The 23,221-nt window shown below is 54.1% G+C and carries 19 protein-coding genes and 1 riboswitch; of the genes, 5 read left to right on the forward strand and 14 right to left on the reverse strand.

Annotation, left to right across the window (positions count from 1 at the left end):
• Window positions 1–18: 18 nt before the first annotated feature.
• From BM412_RS24670 to BM412_RS24680, 3 genes are read right to left on the reverse strand one after another with little or no spacing between them, the layout of a single operon-like run.
• Complete coding sequence (locus BM412_RS24670) at window positions 19–972, reverse strand: DUF4097 family beta strand repeat-containing protein (protein ID WP_091224204.1); 954 nt, start codon at window positions 970–972, stop codon at window positions 19–21.
• Window positions 969–1,526 (reverse strand): HAAS signaling domain-containing protein, encoded by a 558-nt coding sequence (locus tag BM412_RS24675; protein ID WP_091224206.1) that lies wholly within the window; start codon window positions 1,524–1,526, stop codon window positions 969–971. Before BM412_RS24675 ends, BM412_RS24670 begins: the two co-directional genes overlap by 4 nt.
• Entirely contained in the window at window positions 1,523–1,843 is a 321-nt protein-coding gene (locus BM412_RS24680) for a PadR family transcriptional regulator (protein ID WP_091224208.1), read from the reverse strand. Before BM412_RS24680 ends, BM412_RS24675 begins: the two co-directional genes overlap by 4 nt.
• Window positions 1,844–2,062: 219 nt before the next feature.
• Between BM412_RS24680 and BM412_RS24685 the strand changes: the two genes are divergently transcribed.
• Entirely contained in the window at window positions 2,063–2,941 is an 879-nt protein-coding gene (locus BM412_RS24685; RefSeq protein ID WP_091224210.1) for an aldose epimerase family protein, read from the forward strand.
• Between the two features lie 1,133 nt (window positions 2,942–4,074).
• Here the strand turns inward: BM412_RS24685 and BM412_RS24690 are convergent.
• A complete protein-coding gene (locus BM412_RS24690; RefSeq protein ID WP_256256573.1) occupies window positions 4,075–4,959 on the reverse strand; it encodes a TRM11 family SAM-dependent methyltransferase in 885 nt (294 codons plus the stop codon).
• Between the two features lie 187 nt (window positions 4,960–5,146).
• Window positions 5,147–6,055, reverse strand: a complete 909-nt coding sequence (locus BM412_RS24695; protein ID WP_091224214.1) for an ArsR/SmtB family transcription factor — start codon at window positions 6,053–6,055, stop codon at window positions 5,147–5,149.
• A gap of 181 nt (window positions 6,056–6,236) precedes the next feature.
• Between BM412_RS24695 and BM412_RS24700 the strand changes: the two genes are divergently transcribed.
• Window positions 6,237–7,742 carry an arabinosylfuranosidase ArfA gene (locus BM412_RS24700; RefSeq protein ID WP_091224216.1) on the forward strand — a complete coding sequence of 502 codons (1,506 nt, stop codon included), beginning with the start codon at window positions 6,237–6,239 and terminating at the stop codon, window positions 7,740–7,742.
• A 78-nt stretch (window positions 7,743–7,820) separates the two neighbouring features.
• Here the strand turns inward: BM412_RS24700 and BM412_RS24705 are convergent, their stop codons facing one another.
• Window positions 7,821–8,945 carry an alpha/beta hydrolase family protein gene (locus BM412_RS24705; RefSeq protein WP_256256574.1) on the reverse strand — a complete coding sequence of 375 codons (1,125 nt, stop codon included), beginning with the start codon at window positions 8,943–8,945 and terminating at the stop codon, window positions 7,821–7,823.
• Window positions 8,946–9,043: 98 nt separating this feature from the next.
• On the opposite strand from BM412_RS24705, the gene BM412_RS24710 reads away from it, so the two are divergent.
• From BM412_RS24710 to BM412_RS24720, 3 genes are read left to right on the forward strand one after another with little or no spacing between them, the layout of a single operon-like run.
• On the forward strand, window positions 9,044–10,384 hold the full coding sequence (locus tag BM412_RS24710; RefSeq protein ID WP_091224221.1) for a spore germination protein: 1,341 nt from the start codon (window positions 9,044–9,046) through the stop codon (window positions 10,382–10,384).
• Window positions 10,384–11,475 carry a GerAB/ArcD/ProY family transporter gene (locus tag BM412_RS24715; protein ID WP_091224222.1) on the forward strand — a complete coding sequence of 364 codons (1,092 nt, stop codon included), beginning with the start codon at window positions 10,384–10,386 and terminating at the stop codon, window positions 11,473–11,475. Before BM412_RS24710 ends, BM412_RS24715 begins: the two co-directional genes overlap by 1 nt.
• Complete coding sequence (locus BM412_RS24720) at window positions 11,472–12,539, forward strand: Ger(x)C family spore germination protein (RefSeq protein ID WP_091224224.1); 1,068 nt, start codon at window positions 11,472–11,474, stop codon at window positions 12,537–12,539. The genes BM412_RS24715 and BM412_RS24720 overlap by 4 nt, the downstream gene beginning before the upstream one ends.
• Window positions 12,540–12,645: 106 nt before the next feature.
• Here the strand turns inward: BM412_RS24720 and glpK are convergent, their stop codons facing one another.
• The 8 genes from glpK to BM412_RS24760 all read right to left on the reverse strand — a co-directional run bounded on the left by glpK (window position 12,646) and on the right by BM412_RS24760 (window position 22,959).
• Window positions 12,646–14,148, reverse strand: a complete 1,503-nt coding sequence (gene glpK, locus BM412_RS24725) for a glycerol kinase GlpK (RefSeq protein ID WP_091224226.1) — start codon at window positions 14,146–14,148, stop codon at window positions 12,646–12,648.
• A 32-nt stretch (window positions 14,149–14,180) separates the two neighbouring features.
• Entirely contained in the window at window positions 14,181–16,091 is a 1,911-nt protein-coding gene (locus BM412_RS24735) for a glycerol-3-phosphate dehydrogenase/oxidase (protein ID WP_305728726.1), read from the reverse strand.
• 42 nt (window positions 16,092–16,133) lie between these two features.
• Entirely contained in the window at window positions 16,134–16,967 is an 834-nt protein-coding gene (locus tag BM412_RS24740) for a carbohydrate ABC transporter permease (protein WP_256256575.1), read from the reverse strand.
• A 16-nt stretch (window positions 16,968–16,983) separates the two neighbouring features.
• Complete coding sequence (locus tag BM412_RS24745; RefSeq protein WP_091224230.1) at window positions 16,984–17,865, reverse strand: carbohydrate ABC transporter permease; 882 nt, start codon at window positions 17,863–17,865, stop codon at window positions 16,984–16,986.
• A complete protein-coding gene (locus BM412_RS32670) occupies window positions 17,862–17,990 on the reverse strand; it encodes a hypothetical protein (protein ID WP_256256576.1) in 129 nt (42 codons plus the stop codon). Before BM412_RS32670 ends, BM412_RS24745 begins: the two co-directional genes overlap by 4 nt.
• 37 nt (window positions 17,991–18,027) lie before the next feature.
• Window positions 18,028–19,365 carry an ABC transporter substrate-binding protein gene (locus BM412_RS24750; protein ID WP_091224231.1) on the reverse strand — a complete coding sequence of 446 codons (1,338 nt, stop codon included), beginning with the start codon at window positions 19,363–19,365 and terminating at the stop codon, window positions 18,028–18,030.
• 98 nt (window positions 19,366–19,463) lie between these two features.
• Entirely contained in the window at window positions 19,464–21,104 is a 1,641-nt protein-coding gene (locus BM412_RS24755) for a response regulator (RefSeq protein ID WP_177246073.1), read from the reverse strand.
• Window positions 21,079–22,959: a sensor histidine kinase gene (locus BM412_RS24760; protein WP_177246074.1), complete on the reverse strand. Its 1,881-nt coding sequence runs from the start codon at window positions 22,957–22,959 to the stop codon at window positions 21,079–21,081. The genes BM412_RS24755 and BM412_RS24760 overlap by 26 nt, the downstream gene beginning before the upstream one ends.
• A gap of 95 nt (window positions 22,960–23,054) precedes the next feature.
• A riboswitch (ZMP/ZTP riboswitch) is annotated at window positions 23,055–23,140 on the forward strand.
• Window positions 23,141–23,221 lie beyond the last annotated feature (81 nt).

Consider the following 23,221-nt stretch of genomic DNA (forward strand, 5'->3'; position numbering starts at 1 on the left):
AGGAACCCTATTAGATGTTTACTTAGCGCCAACCGTTAAATCGCCCGATCCTGTATGAATATGCAGCGGAATGGATCCACTGCCGAAGAGCAGTACGTCGCGATCATCCTTGTCCGTCGATTGCTCTCCTCCATCCCATTCATTGTCGAGGTCGCCGGAACCATGACTGAACGTAATGCGAGCCGATGCCGGCTGTTCGTCGGTCAGGATGGATACGTCACCGCTGCCGGTCTCCAGCTCGACAGGCTGTTCGAGTGCTTTCAGAATCAAGTCGATATCGCCGCTGTTTGTTTCGATCTGAAGCTCTGCGACAGCATCTTCTAACTCGACATCGCCGCTGCCGACATCAACCGTAATCTTCTTCGCCTTTACGCCTTCCGTAGATACATTGCCTGAGCCTGCATCCACGGCGATGAGATCCGCTGCCGTAACATCAGCAAAACTCATGTTGCCGCTGCCGATCTTAGCTTCGATGGATTGCGAATTCAGCTTCTTGAGCGTCATATCCCCTGAACCCGAATGCAGATTAATATGATCCGCATTCAGCTGCGCAATATCAATATCCCCGCTGCCTGCATCAAGCATCAGCTTCCGATACTGCTGCTCCGGCAGTTCCAGCCGCAGGTCCAAATTGCGAATGTTGATGCCAATTGTAAAGCCGACTCCGTCCTCCACGGATACCCGAAGGACATGCCCATCTTTCTCAAGCTGCAGCTTCAGTTTATCCCGGTATTTCTTGCTGGCACGGCCTGTGAGCTCTGCTTTCACCTCATTATTGGAGCTCGGAACGACAGTCAGATCCAAGCTGCCGGTATGAATCTCCACCTCTTCAATGCCCTCTCCGGCTACTGTCTGCTCTTGGGCTACCTTCTCCGTTCCGAAGGAGAGCGCTCCGTCTTTACGGAACGTGCCGAAGGCGCCGATCAAACCGACCACGAGCAATATCAACGCGACAACGATCCAATTTCTCATCCTTTTTTCACCCTTATCACTCTGGAATTAAATTTCAAATAACTTAAAGTCATCTTGGCAAAAGCTCGCGTCAACCAGTGCGCGCCTGCACCTATCAGCATTCCGAGCGCAATCAGCACCATGGAGAGGAAGGTGCCTTGCAGAAGCGTGATTCCGCCGCCATATGCGCCTTCATAGATCGCCATAACTGAGGAAAGCCCGACAGCAATGGCTGTCGCCCATATCGCAACAAGTACTCCCAGCAGCGCGACATAGGGTCCCAGCACGAAAACGAGATTGAAGAATCCTAAGCTGACTGCAGCGAGTACCGCCCGTGATACCAGTGTGATGCTTCCGCTCTTATTCGACGCCTGATCGACGCGATAATTGAGCATCAGCTCCTTCGCAATCAACCGCGGGTCGCCAAGCTCGTTGGCAGCTTCCACTTCCGAACGTCCATGCTCGGCCGCCATGCGAAAATGCTCTTCATAATCGTACATCCATTCCCTGCGAAGCGGCTCCGGTACGGGAGAAAGCAGCTCCCATAGCTGTCCCAAATACTGCTCTCTGATCATCGTTCGACACCTTCCTTAATCAATTCATCTACTGCGACGGAGAATGTCCGCCATTCACTGATTAGTCCCATGAGATGCGTATGCCCTTTGGGCGTGAGCTTGTAATATTTTCGCGGCGGTCCTTCTGATGATTCCTTGAGATAGGTTGAAAAATAACCCTCCTGCGTCAAGCGGCTGAGCAGCGGATACACACTGCCGACGGCGACCTCGAACTTCGCGGACATGGTGACCGCAAGCTCGTACCCATATCGGTCCTCCCAAGCAGTTAACGCAAGAACGCACAAATCGAGCACGCCTTTCTTAAACTGTACATTCATAGTCAACGCTCCTATACCATATCGTTAAGTATTCATCATTGTAGAATAGCTGGTCAAAAAAAATGTGCCTGCTGCTATAGTATATCGCTCACTATTCATTTATGCAATATAGCGTTTGAAAAATAGTTGTTCGCCCATTGGAACCGTCGCCGGGTTTTTGTCCACTGCCGCAATATGGTATGCTTGTTCGCATAAAACCATACTTGGGAGGCTTCCAACATGAGTCAGAACCGCTATGAAGTGAACTCACATCACGATGGAACATATACAATATACACGTTGACGGATTCCGTCACGAATGCTTCGGTTACGATCTGTCCTGAGCGAGGTGCGATTGCAACCAGCTGCATGCTGGGCGGCGAGGAGCTGTTCTATCTTGATAAAGCGACCTACCTTGATCCGGAGGCGAATATCCGCGGCGGTAATCCGATTCTTTTCCCGATCTGCGGTCAGCTGCCCGGCGGGCAATATGAATGGAATGGCACGGTTTATTCGATGCGTAATCACGGTGTCGCACGGAATCGTGCTTGGGAAGTTGTTGCCGACTCCGATGCCGGAGAAGCGTCTGTAACGGTACGTTTACGCAGCAGCGAAAGTACGCTGGCCGAGTATCCATGGCAGTTCGAGCTGTTGTTTACCTACGCGCTTGTTGAAGGCGAGCTGCAAATCCGCCAGACGTACAGCAACCTGTCGGACTCCGCGATGCCGTTCTACGCGGGATTCCACCCGTACTTCCGCTCCGAGTCGAAGGACTTGGTGTATGGAACGGATGCGACGCGTTATTTGGATTATAACGACAATGAGGTTAAATCCATCGACGGCGTGATCTCACTTGATGGCTTGAAAGAATCCGTCGCTTTGCTTGATGCTGCTGCGCGTTCCATTACCTTCCCCGGCCCCGATGGCCGTGGAACCATTGCATTGTCTTACAGCGATGCATTCAAGTACGTGGTGCTGTGGCAAGTGAACGGATCCCCGTTCGTCTGCGTCGAACCATGGATGGCGCTGAACGGCGAGCTCGTCAGCAGGGAAGAGCTCCCGATGCTGGAGGCCGGCGGGAAGATGGAGCTGCTGCTGAAGATCGGGTACAGCGGATAAGGAACGGCATGAGCGAAGAAGGGCCAAACATCCATAGGATGTTTGGCCCTTCTTCTTGGTGGCTAGCCGGCTGGTTGGCTCGCCCCGTGCTGCCGGGGTGCCGGGCTAAAGAGCGGTACTACGTACCTCTCTTTAGCTGATATTCACCATTTACGGCGCATGAGCGGTAACTCGTACCTCTCTTTAGCTAATATCCACCATTTGCGGCGCATGAGCGGTAACTGCTACCTCTCTTTAGCTAATATCCACCATCTGCGGCGCATGAGCGGCAACTGCTACCTCTCTTTTGCCGATATCCACCATCTGCGTCATATGAGCGGTAACTCGTACCTCTCTTTGGCTAATAACCACCATTTGCGGCGCATGAGCGGTAACTGGTACCTCTCTTTGGCTAATATCCACCATTTGCGGCGCATGAGCGGTAACTGCTACCTCTCATAACCACCTTAATGTTGCTCAAAGGGCCACACTGGACTAACTTAGCTGTACCTGCTTCACCCGTCGTTCTCCCCAGTTTCCATGTAGACCTCTAGGCGAGCTTCTATCACGGAATTCAAGGCCGCCTCGGCCTCCATGTAGACCTCTGGGTGGTCTTCTTGTAATTATTAGCTACTCTAAACTCACCATTTTCCACACCATGTGTTGCCCTCGGAGCTACTTTTTCTCTAAACTCACCATTTTCCACACCATGTGTTGCTCAGGGAGCTACTCTTTCTCTAAACTCACCATTTCCCCGCCTATGTGTTGCCCTCGGAGCTACTCTTTCTCTAAACTCACCATTTCCCACACCATGTGTTGCTCAGGGAGCTACTCTTTCTCTAAACTCACCATTTCCCCGCCTATGTGTTGCCCTAGGAGCTACTCTTTCTCTATACTCACCATTTCCCCGCCTATGTGTTGCCCTCAGAGCTACTCTTTCTCTAAACACACCATTCTCCACACCATGTGTTGCCCTCGGAACTACTCTTTCTCTAAACACACCATTCTCCACACCTATGTGTTGCCCTCGGAGCTACTTTTTCATCTTCCACACCATGTGTTGCTCTGAGAGCCACTCTTTACTAATCAGCACTAGCTCCCGCCACTCTCAATAATTACTTCGACAACCGCCCTTGCATCGTAACCCGTCCGAGCTATTGCCCGCAGCAGGCGATTACTTGTCGCTCGAACCTGCCTTTGCGGACGATGCAGCGGTCGGTGATGATGAAGCCGGCTTCCGCGATGTCGTCGTCGATGAGCTCCGTCGTGACGATGATGACGCGTTCTGCCAAGCGGCCCGCACTGCGGAGCATAGCCAATCGCTCGGCTGATGGCAGCTTCGAGCACAGGTTGTAAGGCAGATCGAGGATCGCCGAATCGAAGGTTCGCCTGCCGACCGACGCTTCGCCTTCATCCGCTGCCAAAGCAAACTCACTCGGTTCCAGCGTCGTCATATCCGCCAGCTTGACCACGTCCGGCATGCCGAAGTGCGCCAGATTAATACGGGCTCCCTTCAGCGCCAGCGGATTATTATCGAAGCCGACGATGGAGATGCCCATCGACAACGCTTCGATGATAACCGTGCCGATCCCGCAGCAAGGATCAATGACGCGCTCATCCGTTGTCGGCGCAGCCATATTGACAACCGCCCGGGCTACGCGCGTGCTTAGCGCGGTGGAATACGGCTGAGGCTTGTCGTTATACTTTAGCCACAGCGCCTCGCTTTTCTCATACTCCCCGAACAGGTAGCGCCCCTCCGCATAGGCTACGCCAAATAACCGATCCGGCCGCCGCATCTCCGCTGTGCCAACGATCTGCCAGCCGATCTCCTTCTCAATGGCCCGCTGGCGGTCGAAATCGAACGACTCGCGCTCATCGCCGCCACCGACAAAGATGACCTTGAACGTATCGCCTTCAAGCCGGACAGCATCGGCAACCTGCGCGGCAATGCCGGCAGGTTCATCGGCCAGAAGCTGAACGGCCAGCTTTCCACGGATAAAAGGACTTCTGCCCGGATTTATATTTTTATCGCTAATCACACAACCTAGATTTGGCTCACAACCGAATAACGAGCGCATTTCCATCCCACACAAGTCCACCTCATCCTCATGAGAGGTGACCGGATAATAATATCTACCCACGTATCGTGCTTCGACCGACCCTGAACCGCCTACCACTTTTTGCACATTTTCACCCTCATTATCTAGCTGCTAGAACACACTAATACTAATGCCCCAAACTGCGGTAGGTTCGAAATACGATCGATTGATTGTAGTTACCGAAGCCCTCGCCGTAGATGGTCAAACCGCCGACATGCTCGGCATCTTCGGGTACCGCCAATCGGAGCAGCCAATCATTGCGCGTTCGGACAATATCCTGCAGCTTCACGTCCGACAAGCGTTGGCCGTCGAGGTAGGTGCCACTGCTTGTTACGCGGATGATTTTGAGCCAGCCATATTGGTTGACGGTCCACCAAGCCGGCGTCAGCTTGCCTCGTCCCTCGCCGGAATCGCCGGGGCTGGTCCATACGCCAAGCAGCGTGTCATTCAAATAAAAATGAATATCCGACGGCCAGTCCGCTCGAACGCCGGGCGCCTCCGAGCCGATTTCAAGCGAAATCTCAATTTCCTCCAGCGTCTGTCCCTGGAGCACATAATTGGGGATGCGGTACTCCACATACCCTTTGCCGAACCAGAGGATTTGGGCATGCATGCGTTCCGGCTCCATGAAGAAGCGCGGATCGTCGTACTGCCCAATGATATGCTCCGAAGTCGCCAGTCCACACGTAGGATGAATCTCGAAGCCGGTATAATGGCCGACCGGAATCGATACTTCTTGAAACTCCCTTTTCGGCTCAGCCGTCTTGGGGATCAGAATCTCCACATGCCCGGCAGCAAGCGAACAGATCTTATGCGTGCCGCCCCCTCGCCTTACCAGCATCGTCTCGATTAAACCGCCCGCTTCCAGCTTTCTCGCATGCATCGTCACGATCGCACTGCTCAACCCGAGCGCCGCGGCCAACTCCTTAATATTCATCGGCTGCACCGCCAGCAGCTCCAATATATGCAGTCTCACCTCGCTCGCCAGCGCCTCATACAGCGGCAGCCATTTGCGGTCCAAATTTGCCCGTATCATTCGATTCACGATTCCCTTCCCATCCTTCAATTAACAAATATATTAATTCAATTTGCATCAAAAGAAAAGCTTGCACTGTAAGCCTAGGTTAAGGTTTAATTAGCGATATAGCAATCATTATATTATTAACTTATTAATGTTTTTATTAATCCAATTTAATGAATGCAGGGGTGAACATCGCATGTCGCTGAAAGCAAAAATGATTATCGAAAAGGATTTTACGATTGGCGAGGTGGATAAGCGGGTTTTCGGTTCTTTTGTCGAACATCTGGGCCGGGCCGTTTACGGAGGCATCTACGAGCCGGGACATCCGAGCGCCGATGAGCAAGGATTTCGCGGTGATGTGTTGGAGCTGGTCAAAGGGATAGACGTGCCGATCGTTCGTTATCCGGGCGGGAACTTCGTTTCCGGCTATAACTGGGAGGACGGCGTCGGTCCTGTGGAGCTTCGCCCGAAAAGACTGGAGCTGGCTTGGCGGACGATCGAACCGAACTTGTTCGGCCTGAATGAATTCGTCGATTGGTGCCGCAAGGCGAACACAGCGCCTATGATGGCCATCAATCTCGGTACGCGCGGTCCGAATGAAGCCCGTCAGCTGGTCGAGTACGCCAACCATCCGTCCGGCACACAATTAAGCGATCTTCGTATTTCGCATGGCTACAAACAGCCGCATCAAATCAAGACCTGGTGCCTGGGCAACGAAATGGACGGACCGTGGCAGATCGGCGCGAAGACCGCGGCTGAATACGGCCGAATCGCAGCCGAGAGCGCGAAGGTAATGAAGTGGGTCGATCCTTCGATCGAGCTGGTTGCCTGCGGCAGCTCGAATCTCACGATGGCCACGTTCCCAGAGTGGGAGCGCACCGTGCTCGACCTTTGCTATAACGAGGTCGACTATATTTCCTTGCACCAGTACTACGGCAACCGCGACAAGGATACGTCCAACTTCCTGGCGCAATCGATGGGCATGGACTCTTTTATCAACACGGTTATTTCCACCTGCGACTATGTCCAGGCGACGAAACGCAGCAAGAAGCGGATGAACCTCTCCTTTGACGAATGGAACGTTTGGTACCATTCCAATGAGGCCGATTCCCGGATCGAGCCATGGTCCGTCGCGCCGCCTCAGCTGGAGGATGTCTATAATCACGAGGACGCCTTGCTGGTCGGCAGCATGCTGATCAGTATGCTGAAACGAGCCGACCGCGTCAAAATGGCCTGCCTCGCACAGCTCGTCAATGTCATCGCCCCGATCATGACAGCAAACGGCGGCGGCGCATGGAAGCAAACCATCTATTATCCTTACATGCACGCAAGCGTATTCGGACGAGGCACGGTGCTCGTTCCGCTGATCCAATCGCCGAAGTACGATGCCAAAGATTACACCGACGTACCGTACCTTGACGCCGTGGCCGTACACAATGCCGAAGCAGGCGAAGTTACGGTATTCGCGGTGAACCGTCACTTAAGCGAAGCGCTGCCGCTCGAAATCGATCTGCGCAGCTTCGGCACCTTCCGCATCCTGGAGCATATCGTCATGGCGTGCGATGACTTGAAGGCAGCCAACACACTGGATGCGCCGAATCGCGTGACGCCTCACTCGCAAGGGAGCGCCATTGTCGAAGGCAGCACGGTCCAAGCCGCGCTTGGTAAAGCTTCTTGGAATGTAATCCGGATTAAGCTGTAGGCTGAACCTAATCGACAAAAGACCCGTAAGAGCCACTGCGCACACCGTGCGCAGCCGTCTCTTACGGGTCTTTTCACATTACAAACGTCCCTCTGCAAAAGCAAGTACATAGGTCCAATCCACTTCGTTCAAATCATGCCGGCCTGCCCGGATATGGTACCCGCAGCGCTCGGCATGAAGCGGCGAATCCAGCTCCGGAAACGGCGCAGCTGCCAAGCCGCCCAAGCCATGCAGCCGGTAAGCGGGCTCAGCCAGCTGAAGGGATAAATACTCCGAAGCCGGATCAGCCCACTCATCCTCCGCGGCGCTTGATACATACAACAGCCGCGGTGCTATCATAGCGAGCAGCATGTGCTGGTCAACCGGCAGCTCTTCTTCGCGCTCGTTATAGCGCTTGTAATTATCCGCGAACCAGTGCGGGAATGCGGTATTGATCTGATGAACCCGCTCCCCAACCTTCCCTCTCGAAATAGCCGCGCCGGTACAGCCCGATTCATTGCTGACGACCATGGCGAAGCGCTCGTCGAGCGCGCCGGCCCAAAGCGCGGTTTTGCCCCCGCGGGAATGGCCGATGACGGCAACCCGGGCCGAATCGACGTCCGGATCCGTCTCCAAATAGTCCATGGCGCGGCTAAGCCCCCATGCCCATGCGGAGATCGTGCCCCATGCATCTCCGGCGCGAGGCCGATCATTCGGATCAAACAACCCGTGCACCCCGTTACGGAAACCGTCATGCGCGTCGGGATCGATGTCCTCGGCGGCAATCATCGCCGTGCCATACCCGCTGTCGATAATTTGCTCCACCGGCCAGAAAGGCGTGGAAGGCGATTCCCCTTCCCGCACCGCCGACAGCCTGCCGTGATCAAGGAGCAGAAACACGGGCCACCGTTTCTTCTCAGCCCCACCCGTATCGGCAGGAACATACAAGGTTAAGCGAATGCGGCCTTGGCCTCCGCTTTCTCCTTCGCCATCTCCGACAAAATGAATATCGATGTTCTTGCGGACGGCCTTGCCATCTAAGCACAGCTCTTGCGCTGCAGCGGCGAAGATCATCCATTGCGGCCGACTTACCGGCTGCCTGCCGTAAACATGCTCAGCGAATAGCTCAAGCAATTCGGGCCTGCGCCGCTCCTTCCATTCCCCTGCCGAATCGATTTCTTTGCCATCAAGACTGACCAGAAGCTGCGGTATCGAACGTTCCACGGATTGTTCCTCCTTTGATAGCTGCATATGCCGTAATACATTCGACCCGGTGCATATTTTTCCTCCGCTTGGAAAAAAATACTTCGAGAGGTGTAGCAATGGAAGCCTATGTCGAAACGCTGCAAAAGCAAACAAAAACCCAGCACGACTTAAGAATCGATCAGCTCCAAGTGGGATCGATCACACTGCGGATCGCCGGCTACGAATCCCTTGTGAGTTGGGAGGAAACCATTTCGTTTATCTCGAACTGCGGCATCGGAGCGGATTCCGGCTTCGAGGAAATCTGCGCGCGCTTAATAGGGCAAGCCTGGACTCCGGCCGATATGGATCTTTTGCTGCAAGGGAAGGTCGTCTTGATCGACGCGACGGCAAATCAGGCATTCAGTTTTCAAGGAAAGCTCAAGCAGCTCGAACGTGCCATTGATAAAGCGGAAAACGAGTTCCTCCCCTTCTCATCAGCGATCGCCTTCATGGAGCCCTTAACCACCAACATGGGCATTCTGCGCAGAACGATCGATTCAACCGAGCTCCAGATCGAGATTCTTCACTTCCATGGCGTGGCTCAGAAGCAAGCTGCCTTGGTGTATCTGTCGGAAGACGTGGATCGGGATTTGCTCGAAACCGTCAAGAACGCCTTGAAGAAAGCTTCGAAGCAAGACGTCCGGAACGGACAGGACCTCATCCGCATCTTCGGCCAAAGCCGCTATCATTTGTTATCTCCATATCATAAAACGGAGCTGCCCGGACAAGCCGTCGCGTCCATGATGCAGGGCAGAGTCCTTCTGCTGATTGACGGTGAGCCGACCGCGTACGTGCTTCCCTTGATATTCAGCGATTTCATTGCCTTGGAATGGGACCGACAATTTCCTATACCCATCATGCTGCTCCTGCGCGGCTTGCGCTTGCTCAGCATTCTGATCGCCCTGCTGATACCAGCGCTGTATGTAGCTCTTGTATCCGTTAATCCCGAGACGCTGCGGATCGAGCTCGCTCTATCCATCGCGGAGAGCCGGATCGGCATCCCGCTGCCGACGTTTCTCGAGATGCTGCTGCTTCTGATCATCAGCGAAATCATCATCGAAGCGACGCAGCGCCTGCCCAAAACCATCGCATCGACGAACTGCTTGATCGGCGGCATTATTCTCGGCCAGGCCATCGTCGACGCAAAGCTCGTAAGCAACCTCGTCATCATCGTGCTTGCAGCCTCGGTGACGGCTCATTTTGCTTTTCCAAATTACTTGAATACGCTGATCGTGCGGCTGCTGCGGTCAGGGGTCGTTATCCTTTCGGGCATATTCGGGATCTTCGGCTTATTCGTCGGCTTTATCGCCATCTGCTACTACGTGTGCAGCCTGGAGCGGTTCGGCGTTCCGTTCATGGATTTTCTCTCTGCGAAAGAAGCAAGAACAATGACTCTAAGAAAGAAGTGTCGCAATTGATGCATCGATGGGTCGCCACTATGACTGCTCCTATATTCTTTTTAGCCGCCCACTGCAGCATCCTGTTTGCCGCCTTTACGCGTTCGATGCTGGAAACGACCGAATACGGCCATTGGGAGCCCGTATGCTTGAGCATGGGAATCGAACTGTTTTTGCTTCTCCTGCTTCTGCTGGGGCTCCGCAAAGCCGGGAACAAAGATTATGGCGACCTGTTTCTGCCCCTTGGTAAATGGATTAGCGCCGCGTTGATCGTGCCGCTATCCGGGTTCATTATGCTTATTCCGATATTGGCGCTGCGTTATTTTGCCGAACTGATGATTATCGTATTTATCTCGAGCTCACCGCTTCACGTCATCTTGGCTGTGCTCTGCCTGCTTATGTTCTTCGGAGCATCCATCGGACCGCAGGGCATTATGAGAGGCAGCACCCTACTCACGTTAATTAACTTTCCCGTGCTGTTATTCGCCATATTCGCATGCTTTCAAAATGCCAAATTCGTGCGCGTTTACCCGCTTATCAATCCAAGTATGGACTTTTTGTCGAACAGCACCTTTTTAATCACGCTGTTCTCGATCTGTCCGTTCCTGCTTCTAGGCATGCTGCCTCCCGTGTGCAAGGTGAAGATAAGGCCAATCTTAATCAGCTTCGTCTTGATATCGTTGCTGCACGTTGTCGTCCTGTATGTTCCAATCGTCATTTATGGCCTCAATGCGGCGAAGATTATGAATTTCCCGCTCATGACCAGCTTCGACTCCGTTAATATTACATGGACGGTGTTCAACCGGATTTCGCTGTTTTACGCCGTTGCGCTGCTTGCATTCGTCATGACGCTCAGTTCGTTCTCTCTGTGGTCTTCCGCGCTCCTGATTCGCAAGCTCATTCCGGCTTGGCGCGAGACCTACATCCGGATTTCGCTTAGCCTCATTACCTTCTTGATCAGCTTCATCATTCCAAGCTGGAACGATTACATCCGGGTCTTTGCCGCCGATACGTGGTTCCGCCTGTTGATTTACGCGGTCATTCCGATCGCCGTCTTCTTACGGGGAAGATCGGTTGCCGCTCAGGAGGGAAAGCGGGTTTTGACTGAATGATGCGCCGGGCACGTACAGCTGTTTTGTTGCTCCTCTGCATGCTCTCCTTAACCGCCTGCTGGGACATCAAGGATGTCAACCATCGCATGCTTCCTATCGTTATGGGCATCTCTTACGGGGAGGCAAAGAAATATCGGGTTTTTATTCAAGTTCCGCTTCCGTATGGCCGAAAGCTCATATCCAAGGTGCATTACGATGAGGCCGACACAATTAGCAAGGCTCTGACCCAAATCGATACCAACATCGAAGCCGGCATCGACTTCATGCATCTGCAGCTGGTTTTGTTCGACCGCAAAGTCGCCATAGACGGCATCCGGGACGAAATGGCTTATATGATACGAAGCCAGCATATGCCGACGAAAGCGCTTGTGGCCATCACCTCGCAAAATATAGAGCAATTTCTCAATCATACCGGAAAATCCATCCAGACTGACGGAAGCGCCTTAATGAATTTTTTCAATAAGAACGCCGGCTGGAGCCCCGAAATCAATCTTGCCTATCTCTGGGAAACCTTCGGCGCCATCCACTCGGATACGCAGGATGTCACGATTCCGATTCTGCAATCGGGCAAATCGACCATGATGGAATTCGTTGGTTCGGCCATCATGTCGAAGGAAAAAATGGTGGGCGAAATTTCGCAGGAGCAATCGCTTCTCGTGAACTTATACGACGAGCTGTTCCAAGGCTCCGTAGTCGAAACCGCCCATCAAGCCAGCGTGTCCATCGTCAATTGCGATAATCGACTTCGCACGTCTTGGCGGGACGGAAAGCCCGTGCTGAACATGCGCTTGAAGCTGTCGCTGCATCTGCTTGAGAACAACGGCAACATGTCCGAGCAGCAAATTGAAAACGCGTTATCGGAGTCAATGGAGATCCGGTACAAGCAGTTATTCAAGAAGCTGCAAGCCAGCAAAGCGGATTCGCTGGGTACGGGTGAAATTTTCCGGAACAAGCTGGCCTTCTCCAAGCTCAAGCTATGGCGCGAAACGTATTACCCCCAGCTCATACCGGAAATCAATGTGAAATGTGTCATTACAAATACGGGCGACATCCAGGAAAATTAGCCAAAAATGAAATTCGGCCTGTGAGTCTGCAAGTTCCTATTGGAACTGCAGGTCACAGGCCGAATTATTTTCTAGCAACCGAGCTTCAGCAGAGGCAAGCCTACAGCTACAGCTGGTAACCGACGGCTTTCTTCCAGCCCCCGTACACGCCATCGCGCCACGCTTCATCCAGCTCCGGCTCGAAGGTACGATCCAGCGCCCACAATCCGCGCAGCTCATCAACGCCGCTCCAGAATCCGACGCCGAGACCGGCCAAATACGCGGCGCCAAGCGCAGTCGTTTCAAGCAGCACCGGCCTGATTACGGATACGCCGAGCAGATCGGCTTGGAACTGCATGAGCAGGCCGTTCGCCACCGCTCCCCCGTCGACGCGCAGCTCCCGCAGCGGCAGCCCCGATTCTTCGGTCATCGTGTTCAGCACATCCGCCGTCTGATACGCGATCGACTCGAGCGCCGCGCGCACCAGATGAGCCGAAGTGGCCCCGCGGGTAAGTCCGGTGATCATGCCGCGCGCATCCGCGTTCCAATACGGCGTGCCAAGCCCGGTAAACGCCGGCACGAAGTAGACGCCAAGCGTATCCGCGACCGAAGCGGCCAGCGCTTCGCTGTCCGATGCATGCGCAATCAGACCGAGCCCGTCGCGCAGCCACTGCATGACGGAGCCTGCCGTGAACACGCTGCCTTCAAGCGCGTACGTAGTGCGGCCGTCAATCTGCCACGCAATCGTCGTGAGCAGTCCTTTCGCCGATGCTACCGGCGCGTCGCCCGTATTCTTGAGCAGGAAGCAGCCCGTCCCGTACGTATTCTTCGCCATGCCGGTATCGAAGCAGCCCTGCCCGAACAGCGCCGCTTGCTGGTCGCCCGCAACGCCTGCGATCGGGATCCCCGCCGCTTGCGAGCCTGCCGCACCGCCCCCGGTTGCATCGCCAAGCAATCGCGTATACCCGAATATGCCGCTGGACGGCTTCACCTCGGGCAGCATTGCAGCGGGAATACCGAGCTTCGCCAAGATGTCGGCATCCCATTCCAGCGTATGAATGTTATACAGCATTGTCCGCGACGCATTGGACACATCCGTAGCATGAACGGCACCTTCAGTCAGCTTCCAAATCAGCCAGCTGTCGATCGTTCCCGCCAGCGCGCGCCTCTGCTCCGCCTGCTCGCGAAGACCCGGCACCGCATCGAGCAGCCACTTCAGCTTCGTGCCGGAGAAATACGGATCGAGCAGCAAGCCGGTCCGCGCGCGCACCTCGTCCTCCCAACCATCGGCTTTCAGCGTTTCGCACAGCGCGCTCGTCCGGCGGCACTGCCATACGATCGCGGGATGAAGCGGCTCGCCGGTTTGCGCGTCCCAGACCACCAGCGTTTCGCGCTGGTTCGTAATTCCGATCGCGCGAATCTGCTCCACGCCAACGCCTGCCGCCGCATCGCGCATCACCTGCAGCTGCTTCCGCCAAATCTCATTCGCATCCTGTTCCACCCAACCAGCCTGCGGGAATATAGAAGCGAACTCCTGTTGCGCCGATCCCGCTGCGCGACCTTGCTCATCGAACAGGATCGCCCGGCAGGAGGTCGTCCCCTCGTCCAAAGCTAATATATAGCGTTCCATCGTCTTCGCTCCCCGTTACAAGCCTATTCAACCTATTCCTGCACGAATTCGGGAAATTCCGTCACAGCTTTAAGCTCCGCTTGCACGCGGGCCAATTCTGCCTTGCACTGCGCGTCATTCCAGCCGAAGCGCTGCCCCATCAAGTGGAGGACAGGCTGTACCAGCGTTTCCGCTCGTTTGCGGTCAAATAAAATCATACTCGTCCGCCGCAGCAAGAAATCGACCGCACTGCAAGTCATCTCTTCCTCGATCGCGTAGTCGAGCTCCGCCCGTAAGGCGCGATCCCAATTCGCAGCAGCAGATGCACCTGCACCTGCACCTGTACCTGCGTGCACGGTAGCAGCCTGCCCGGAAGCCGAAGCTCCGGCCGCGCCGGTAGAGCCAACCGATACCGTAATGCGCCCAGCCACCGCTTTGGCCGCCGGCCCCTTCGCAGAAGCCCCCGCACCTGCACTTGCGCCATTCGAACCGGTTCCCGTCTGCCCTGCGCTCGCAACTCCGCCGGCAGCTCCCGCAGCAACGCCTGAGTTCCCGCTCTCCGTTTCCCTGAGCGCGGCATAACGCGCCAATAGATGTGCGGCATTGCTGCCATACCTCGCAACCCAGATCTTCAAATCCTCCTGCGGCACACCCAGCTTCAAGCCTTGGCTTAGCAGTTCCTTCTGCAGCTCGTCGAACGAAGGATATCCGCCATAATCGCCGCCGGAGAGCATCTCATCTCCTGTCGTGCACCGGCCGAACTTACGGCCGGTCCCGCGCTTAATCTCATCCGCGACGAGATCCACGACCTTCTCGGCCATTTTGCGGAAGCCTGTCAGCTTGCCGCCCGCGATCGTAATGAGTCCCTTCTCCGAAATGAACATTTCGTCCTTCCGGGAAATTTCCGAAGGGCTCTTTCCATCTTCGTGAATGAGCGGGCGAACTCCTGCCCAGCAGGATTCCACATCCGCCGCCTTCAGCTTCGCCTCGGGGAAAGCCGCATTGGCCGCATGGAGCAAATAATCGCGGTCGGCGCGCGTCGTCACAACGGAACCGGGATCGCCGTGATAGAACGTATCCGTCGTCCCGATATAGGTTTTGCCGTCCCGCGGGATGATGAAGATCATCCGGCCATCCGGTACGTCGATGTAAACCGCCTGCTGCACCGGCAGCCGTTTACTGTCCACAACCAAATGTACCCCTTTTGTCAGCAGCAGCCTTTTGCCCGTTACCTCGCCGTCCAGCCTGCGCACATGATCGACCCAAGGCCCTGCCGCATTCACAATCTTCCGCGCATAAACGTCATAATGCCTGCCGCTGCGCATATCCGCAATTCGAGCGCCGCATACTACGCCGTCTCGATACAGCATCTCTTCGACTTTGGCATAATTCACAATCTCCGCGCCATGCCGATGCGCCGTCTTCATCACCTCAAGCGTGAGCCGCGCATCGTCGGTCCGATACTCGTAATAGTAGCCCGAACCGCGCAGCCCCTCCCGCTTCAGCAGCGGCTCCAGCGCTTCCGTTTGCTCACGCCGGTACATTTTGCGCCGCTCCGCGCGTTTAACGCCCGCAAGTCTGTCATAAATATATAACCCAATGGAAGAAGCCAAATAACCGTAGGTGCCGCCTTTATAGACCGGCATCAGCATCGGCGTCGGCGTCACGACATGAGGCGCATGCTTATGCAGCAGCGCCCGTTCGCGACCTACCTCGGCAACCAATTTGACTTCACCTTGTTTCAAATACCGCAGCCCGCCATGCACCAGCTTGGTCGAGCGGCTGCTCGTACCTTGCGCAAAATCGCCCATCTCCACAAGACCTGTCCGAAGACCGCGCCGCGACGCATCCCATGCAATCCCGGCCCCGGTTATGCCACCCCCGATGATAAGCACATCGAGCAGCTCCGATGACATTCGCTCTAGACGCGCAGCCCGGTGCTCCACCGAGAAAGATTCGCCCATGCCGTTCATTCCTCCTTTACCGTACATCCGAAAATGGAACCGTTACCCCTTAACCGCCGAACCGACCGTAAGCGCATTTTCCACCTGCTCGCTAAAGAGCATATACATCAGCAATGTCGGCAAGCTGGCAATCGTCATCGCCGCGCCCATCGCACCCCAGTCTGTCGTGAATTGACCTTGGAAGAAGAGTAAACCAAGCGGCAATGTTTTCAAAGACTCTTTAGTTATCAGTATAAGCGCAATAGGAAATTCATTCCACGCGGCGAGAAATACGAAAATAATCATCGTCGCAACCGCAGGCCGTATGATCGGCACCATAATGCTGAAGAACGCCCGATAGATCGATGCTCCGTCGATGCAAGCCGATTCTTCGAGCTCAACCGGGATACTGCGGAAGAAGCCATAGAACACCAAGGTGGCAAAAGAAAGATTGAACGCGATATACGGCACAATCAGCGTCGCATAGGAGTTCGCCAGATGAAAATCGCGCATCAGAATCGCGAGCGGAATCATAATGACCTGCACCGGCACAAACATGCCGATCGTCATATAGACTCTGGCTGCGCCGCTAAGCCGCCATTTCATGCGCGCCACCGCATAGGCGAACAGCACCGCAAGCGACAGACTTCCGACGACTGTAGCTATCGATACGATGACGCTATTCGTAAAATACTGCGGCACATTGAAGCTTTTCCAAGCCGTTGCATAGTTCTCGAACCGGAAATGCGTCGGAAATCCAAACGGATTGGTGACGAAGATTTCATTGTTGTCTTTGAGCGAATACGCGATCATCCAGAATAACGGATAGATAGAGAGCAAGGCATAGAGCCATATCATCAAATTGGACACGGGGTGCTTCAGTTTAAACATTCTCATAGATGGCATCTCCTTCCTAGTATACGATGGGATCGCGCGCGATAAGCCGGTTAATCAGCAGCGTAATGACCAAACATTCCATGACGAGAAACGCCGCCGAGGCGCTGCCGTAACCGAACTCGCCAACTCGGAACGCCGAGCGATACATCATGTAGGTTAGCGTATACGTAGTCGTACCCGGGCCGCCGCCGGTCATAATGAACATGTTTGCAAAAGCATTCAAGCCGCCCGTGAGCGCCAGCACCAAGCAGAACTTATAAGTTTCGGAAAGCAGCGGAATCGTAATGCGGGCATGGGCCTGCAGCTTGTTGGCCCCGTCGATCCGTGCCGCTTCCATGTAATGTTCCGGAACCGATTTGACCGCCGCCAGCAGCAGTGCGAAGTGATACCCCATGTACTGCCAAGCATTAACGGCTGCGAGCGCGAAGATTGCCGTCTTCTCATCCGTCAGCCAATCCTGGCGGTACGAAAGGCCAAGCGCCTCAAACAGCTTATTCAGCAAGCCATACTCGCCGTTATACATCGCAAGCCACAGCTGGCACACGACCGTGATGGACAGCACGACGGGAATAAATACGCTGATCCGCACGAATTTACGGCCGCGCATGGCGATTTCCGCTACGGCGAAGGCAAGCAGCGTGCCGATTACGATTTGCACAACCGCAATGACTGCCGCGAACACCGCGCCGTTATACACGGAAGTTCTGAAGATGCGGTCATGGAACAGTCGCGTATAGTTGTCGAGGAAGATGAACTTCCCTTCGGTCAACCCATCCCAATCCAGCAAGCTGCGATAGAAGACCTGCACGACCGGATAGAACACAACGATGGTATATAGTAAAAGGGCCGGTAAAATAAACAGTAGAATTGCCGTCTTGTTGCCCAGGTATTTTCTCATGCCGCCACTTCCTTTGTTATGAAATCAAACCTATAGAGAAGAAAAACCCATACCGGGAAGCCGGCATGGGTTTTTCCGGTTAGCTTACGCGCCGCACCGCTATCGGACGGTGCTTCACGCTTCATGCTTCATGTTTCGTCCTACATACTTCAAACGTCCGCCTTACTTCGAAGCCTCAATTGCACTGTCTACATCCTGCACGAACTGCTCGGCCGTATAGTTGCCTGTCATTAGATTTTGCGATGCATCCTCAATGGCTGCTTTAAACTTCGGATTGCTCAATCCCCATGCGAACGAGGTTGTTTTCATGCTAGGGATATCTTTGGCCAGCTGCTCCATCGTTGGCGGGAATTTATTGATGATCGCTTTATCGACCTTCGTTGCCACGATCGGCGTACCGCGCTCGGTGTATTTGTACTCCGCATATTTCTCCGCGATGAACGCCGCTACTTTCGCCGCAAGCTCAGGATCCTTCGTTGCCGAGCTGACCGCATAGCCGCCGGGACCGCCGCCGCCGCTGAAGTTCAGCTTCGCGCTTTCATAGGCCGCTGCATCTGCTGCCGGGATATACATGTAAGCCAGCTTGTCGCCAAGCGCTTTGGTCGAAGCATCGATTTCCCACTGACCGTTGACGAACATCGCCGCTTTTCCTTCATGGAACAGCGCTGCCGCTTGGTCGTAGTTGAGGTTCGTTGCGCCTTTCGGCAGCAAGCCCGCACGTACAAGCGTAACGATTTGCTCCGCCGCTTGCTTGAACGCCGGGTCGCTTGCTTTCGCCTCGCCTTTGTCCAGCTTCGTAATGCCGGCCGGCTCCGTGCGAGTCGCGAACATATCGAACAGGGCTACTGTCGGCCATTTCTCTTTCGCGAATAGGGAGAGCGGCGTGATGCCTTTCTCGTTGAACGCTTTGACCGCCGTCATCAGCTCGTCGTAAGTAGTAGGTACCTTCACGTTGTTTTTCTCGAAGAGCTCTTTGTTGTAGAACATCAGCGCCAGCTCATTGCCGGCATAAGGGAAGGCATAGATGTGGCCGTCTTCCGTAACGAGCGTGTTCATCGCGCTCGGCTGCATTTTGTCTTTGAAACCGAACTTGTCGGCATATTGGTCAAGCTCCAGAATGTTGCCCGATTTCTTCAATGTATTGATAATGTCCAGACCCGCTTGGAAAATATCCGGCAGATTGCCTGTAGCTGCATAAGTTTTGAGCTTCTGTCCATCATCTTGCGCCTGTACGTCGAGCTCCAGCTCCACATTCGGCATTTCTTTCTTGAGCTCGGCAACCGCATAATCGTAAGGCTTCTTCGTATCGTCATCCGCATATTGCGCGTAAATCCGCAGCTTCACCGGCTCCGTATTCTCTGCCGGAGCGTTCGTGCCTTCTTCGGCCGGCTTGTTGGTGCTGCCCGTGTTCGCGTTTTTCTCTGTGTCGTTATTCGAGCCGCAAGCCGCCAAACCAGTTACCATCACAGCTGAAATAAGCATTAGTGTCCATTTTTTCATCTTTAATACCCTCCCCTATTACTGTGTGCTTCCCTTACGTTTCTCATTATAAAATGCCGTTTCTCCCCCGATAATGGAAAAAACGATGGCGTTTTGTATTATCCGCGCATCGTTTCATTCCCTTTTATCCGATTCTCGTATTCGCTCGGCGACCAGCCGAAGAACTTCTTGAAGCTCTTGCTGAAGTAGCTGCCGTCGCTGTATCCGATGCTCTCCGCAATGTCCGACAGCTTGCGGTTGCCTGCTCCGAGCAGCTCCTTCGCTTTATTCATCCGAATATGCGTGATGTAATCCGTGACGGTCATCCCGTTCTCTTTCTTAAACACGGCGCGCAGGTAGCTGGCGTTGATGAATACATGCTGCGCTACCTTCTCTACCCCAAGCTCGGCATCGCCGTATTGCTCCTCGATGAAAGCTTTTGCCGCCTGCGCGATGATGGACGATCTTGTTTTCTTGTATCGCCTCGTATAGTGGACGGCCTTGGTGAACAGCTCCTTCATCCACCGCTCCGCTTCGTCTATGGAAGCTAGCTCGCGGATCTCGTGATACGGGAAGAAATGCTCGCCGAAGCAATCCTCGATAGGCTGGCCTGCTTCGCTGACATAACCGAGACAGACCGATACGAGGCTCATGCAAATCACATAAGTATAGTCGATAGACAGCTTCTGCTCCCGGATGTGCCGGAACAGCTCACTTAGCTTAGCATCGATTCTCACATCATCTTGCGCGCGAAGCAGCAGTTGCAGCTCATCGCCAAGCTCCGGCGGATATTGCACGCCTGTTCCTTCCTTCGAGATATGCTGCCCGAAAGCGATGACGCGATCATTGCCGAGCACGAACTTATTCTGAAGCGCCGTGAGCGCTTCTTCGTATGAGCAGCGGATGCCTCCAATCCCGCTGTAAATTTGGCCAACCCCGATGGTGATCGTTAATTTCAAATAGCGTTTGATCAGCATGCACAGCTTCTCGAACGGCTCCAGCTTCGGAAGCTCGGCCTGGGCTTGCGAGCCTGTGTTCGAGGTGCCTGTGCCATGCGGCAAACCGTACAGACAGATGATGCGCCCTTCCGGTCCATTGAAGATAACGGGCTTCCCTCCGGAATCTTCCATCGCTTCCGCAAGAATGTTGGTCACGGCATATTTCCACAGCAGCCGTTCGCTTACCTCGCCCCACTTGCGATCGATCTCATCGATCTCAATGCATGCCACCGCATAAGCCTCGGCATCCAGCTGCAGCTGGTAAGAGCTGAGCTGCTGCAGAAGCACGTCCTCATGCTCCGCCAATTCTCCGCTGACCAGCCGGTTCAGCACGCTCTCCTTCATGAGCTGCAGATTCTTCAAATGCGTCGACTGCTCTTCTCTCTGTTTGCGGTGATGCTCCTGCAGCTTCAGCAGCGTAAGCGTCAGCTCATCCTTGGAAAAGGGCTTTAAGATATAATCTTCGACGCCGAGCTTGAGCGCGCGCCTTGCATAGTCGAATTCATTATGACCCGTGATCAGTACAATGCTGATGCCGGGGTAGTCTTCTTTCAACCGCTGCGCAAGCTCCAGCCCGTCCATAAATGGCATCGTAATATCGACAAGCGCAATATCCGGCGTTGTCTGCTGCGCGATCTCGAGCGCTTCCAGCCCATTCTTCGCTTCCCCAATGATCCGGTAGCCGTACAGCTCCCAGTCCAGCACCGTGCGTAAATACTCACGGAATATAGACTCATCATCTGCGATCAGTAAATTCAACATGCCTGCCGCCTCCTGTTTCCTCATGCTGTTCCATAGGCAATCGTACTTGAATCTCTGTTCCCACGCCGGGCTCACTGATTAGCGTCAGTCCGTACCCTTCTCCAAAATACAGTTTAATCCGGCTGTCCACGCTGCGCATCCCGAACGAACTGCCGGTATTTCCGGCAGCAGACAGCACTGCGGCGGGTGTGTTCGTTGAATCAACGCTTGGCCGCAACAACGTCTCCAGCCTTTCCGGCGGAATGCCGACTCCGTCGTCCTTAACGGTAAGCAGCAAATCCTGACCTTCGATGCCGCCTGTCACGATGAGGTGGCCGAACGTCCCTTTTGTCTTCAGCCCATGATAGATGGCATTCTCCACGAGCGGCTGCAGCGTCAGTTTTAACACGGTGCAAGAGAGCACTTCCGGCTGGACATCGATTTGGTAATCGAACACATCGGCATAGCGGATCCGTTGAATGGCCAAATAATCGCGCAGCCCCTGCAGTTCATCCTGAAGAGGAATCGCCTCTTTCCCTTGGCTTAAGACGATGCGGTAATAATCGGCCAGCGATTTGGTTGTGCGCTGCACATCCTTGACCCGCCCTATCTCCGAGAGCGTATAGATCACGTCGAGCGTATTGTACAAGAAATGAGGCTTGATTTGGGATTGAATCAGGGCCAGCTCGTACTCCCGCTTCTTCTTCTGTTCGAATCGCACATTATCGAGAAGCAAATTAATGCGCGTAAGCATCGTATTAAAGCCGGATGCGAGCAGGCCCAGCTCGTCGTTCGATTTGACCGGCAGCTGAATGGTAAGATTCCCTTCTTTCACCAGCTTCATATACTTGGTCAACAGTACGATGGGCCTGGCGATGAGCCGATTTAGAATACCCGCGCCCATCAGCGCGAACAAGAAACAGAAGAAGCCGATGGTCATGATGAGCGCCGTAATTTTGCGATTATCCGCCGTCAACGCATTAAACGGTTCCATGGAGATCAGCTTCCAGCCGAATTTAGGCATTTCCGAGCTGATGACAAGCAGCTTCTCCCCTAGGAAACGATCGATTGTCGAACCGCTGTTTGTCTGATTGATCCACTGTCTAAGCGCCTTGTCTTCCACGGGCTTGAGCAGCTGCTCCTTATGCGTAGAAGAGACGATCGTGCCTGCTTGATCGGTCAGCATGTAGCTGCCGCTTTGATCGTTGCCGATGTTATTGTAAATCGCCGAAAGCGATTGTTCCTTCACATTAAGCACCAGCAGCCCAAGCTCCTGGCCGGTGTAGATGTTATTGATTTTCTTGCCCACCGTAAGAACAGGCTCGTCCGCTCCGAGCGTCAGATAGCTTCTTTTGTCCATCGGAAACCAGATGTTCTGGCCGGTCGTTTCGCGAATGCGCTTCATCATCGGGGTCTGCAGAAGCGTCTCCGGCTGAGGCGCGCCGGCGTTCTCAATCGCAGCCGATGTGCCATAGATCGTGCCATAAGTATCAATGAATGCAGCGCTCTCCACATCCGGAAAAACAAGCAGCGCGAAGCTAAGCTGATTGGTAATCAAGGTCGACAGCAGCAGCGAACGCTCCCGGCTGATTTCGCCTTTGTTATGGTCTTGAATGACGCGGTTTAAGTTGATCGTCAGTATATTGGCGCAGCTTTCCGCATTCGTGAGAATACCATTCATGCGCGTAATGATCAGCGAGGAGTTGTCGCTCACATTGCTGATCGTCTTGTCTACAATCGCATTCGTATAGATGGTATTGGACGCAAAGCCCAGCACAAGGAGCGGCACAATGATCAGCGGAATATAGATCGCGATAATTTTGTTGCGAATGACTTGATTTCGCAGCCAATGGGGATACAGCCAGTTTGTCAGCACAAGCGCGTTGCTCCTTTCGCAGTTTCCCAAGAATCAGCAACATTATAGCACAGCCCTGTTCAAAGGCACCTCCTCGTGCTACACTCTAGGAAAATAATGCTGCATGCAACTGGCGAAATCAGTGGAATGAACCACGAGGGAGCATGCGGATCGAATCACACCGTTCGCCTGGGGAGAAGTATTTGCGACTGGCCATGTCTGAGGACCGGCCTGTCTGCGAATGCTTTTTTTCGTTTCTTATCGATCGTACATTCAGGATGAA

Source organism: Paenibacillus sp. BC26, assembly GCF_900116125.1.
GTDB lineage: Bacteria > Bacillota > Bacilli > Paenibacillales > Paenibacillaceae > Paenibacillus_Z > Paenibacillus_Z lignilyticus.

What these genes read in the sequence shown, in the direction of transcription:
- BM412_RS24670 (WP_091224204.1), bottom strand. Translation starts at nt 972, where the DNA reads ATGAGAAATTGGATCGTTGTCGCGTTGATATTGCTCGTGGTCGGTTTG.
- BM412_RS24675 (WP_091224206.1), bottom strand. Translation starts at nt 1,526, where the DNA reads ATGATCAGAGAGCAGTATTTGGGACAGCTATGGGAGCTGCTTTCTCCC.
- BM412_RS24680 (WP_091224208.1), bottom strand. Translation starts at nt 1,843, where the DNA reads ATGAATGTACAGTTTAAGAAAGGCGTGCTCGATTTGTGCGTTCTTGCG.
- BM412_RS24685 (WP_091224210.1), top strand. Translation starts at nt 2,063, where the DNA reads ATGAGTCAGAACCGCTATGAAGTGAACTCACATCACGATGGAACATAT.
- BM412_RS24695 (WP_091224214.1), bottom strand. Translation starts at nt 6,055, where the DNA reads ATGATACGGGCAAATTTGGACCGCAAATGGCTGCCGCTGTATGAGGCG.
- BM412_RS24700 (WP_091224216.1), top strand. Translation starts at nt 6,237, where the DNA reads ATGTCGCTGAAAGCAAAAATGATTATCGAAAAGGATTTTACGATTGGC.
- BM412_RS24710 (WP_091224221.1), top strand. Translation starts at nt 9,044, where the DNA reads ATGGAAGCCTATGTCGAAACGCTGCAAAAGCAAACAAAAACCCAGCAC.
- BM412_RS24715 (WP_091224222.1), top strand. Translation starts at nt 10,384, where the DNA reads ATGCATCGATGGGTCGCCACTATGACTGCTCCTATATTCTTTTTAGCC.
- BM412_RS24720 (WP_091224224.1), top strand. Translation starts at nt 11,472, where the DNA reads ATGATGCGCCGGGCACGTACAGCTGTTTTGTTGCTCCTCTGCATGCTC.
- glpK (WP_091224226.1), bottom strand. Translation starts at nt 14,148, where the DNA reads ATGGAACGCTATATATTAGCTTTGGACGAGGGGACGACCTCCTGCCGG.
- BM412_RS24735 (WP_305728726.1), bottom strand. Translation starts at nt 16,091, where the DNA reads ATGGGCGAATCTTTCTCGGTGGAGCACCGGGCTGCGCGTCTAGAGCGA.
- BM412_RS24740 (WP_256256575.1), bottom strand. Translation starts at nt 16,967, where the DNA reads ATGAGAATGTTTAAACTGAAGCACCCCGTGTCCAATTTGATGATATGG.
- BM412_RS24745 (WP_091224230.1), bottom strand. Translation starts at nt 17,865, where the DNA reads ATGAGAAAATACCTGGGCAACAAGACGGCAATTCTACTGTTTATTTTA.
- BM412_RS32670 (WP_256256576.1), bottom strand. Translation starts at nt 17,990, where the DNA reads ATGAAGCGTGAAGCACCGTCCGATAGCGGTGCGGCGCGTAAGCTAACC.
- BM412_RS24750 (WP_091224231.1), bottom strand. Translation starts at nt 19,365, where the DNA reads ATGAAAAAATGGACACTAATGCTTATTTCAGCTGTGATGGTAACTGGT.
- BM412_RS24755 (WP_177246073.1), bottom strand. Translation starts at nt 21,104, where the DNA reads ATGTTGAATTTACTGATCGCAGATGATGAGTCTATATTCCGTGAGTAT.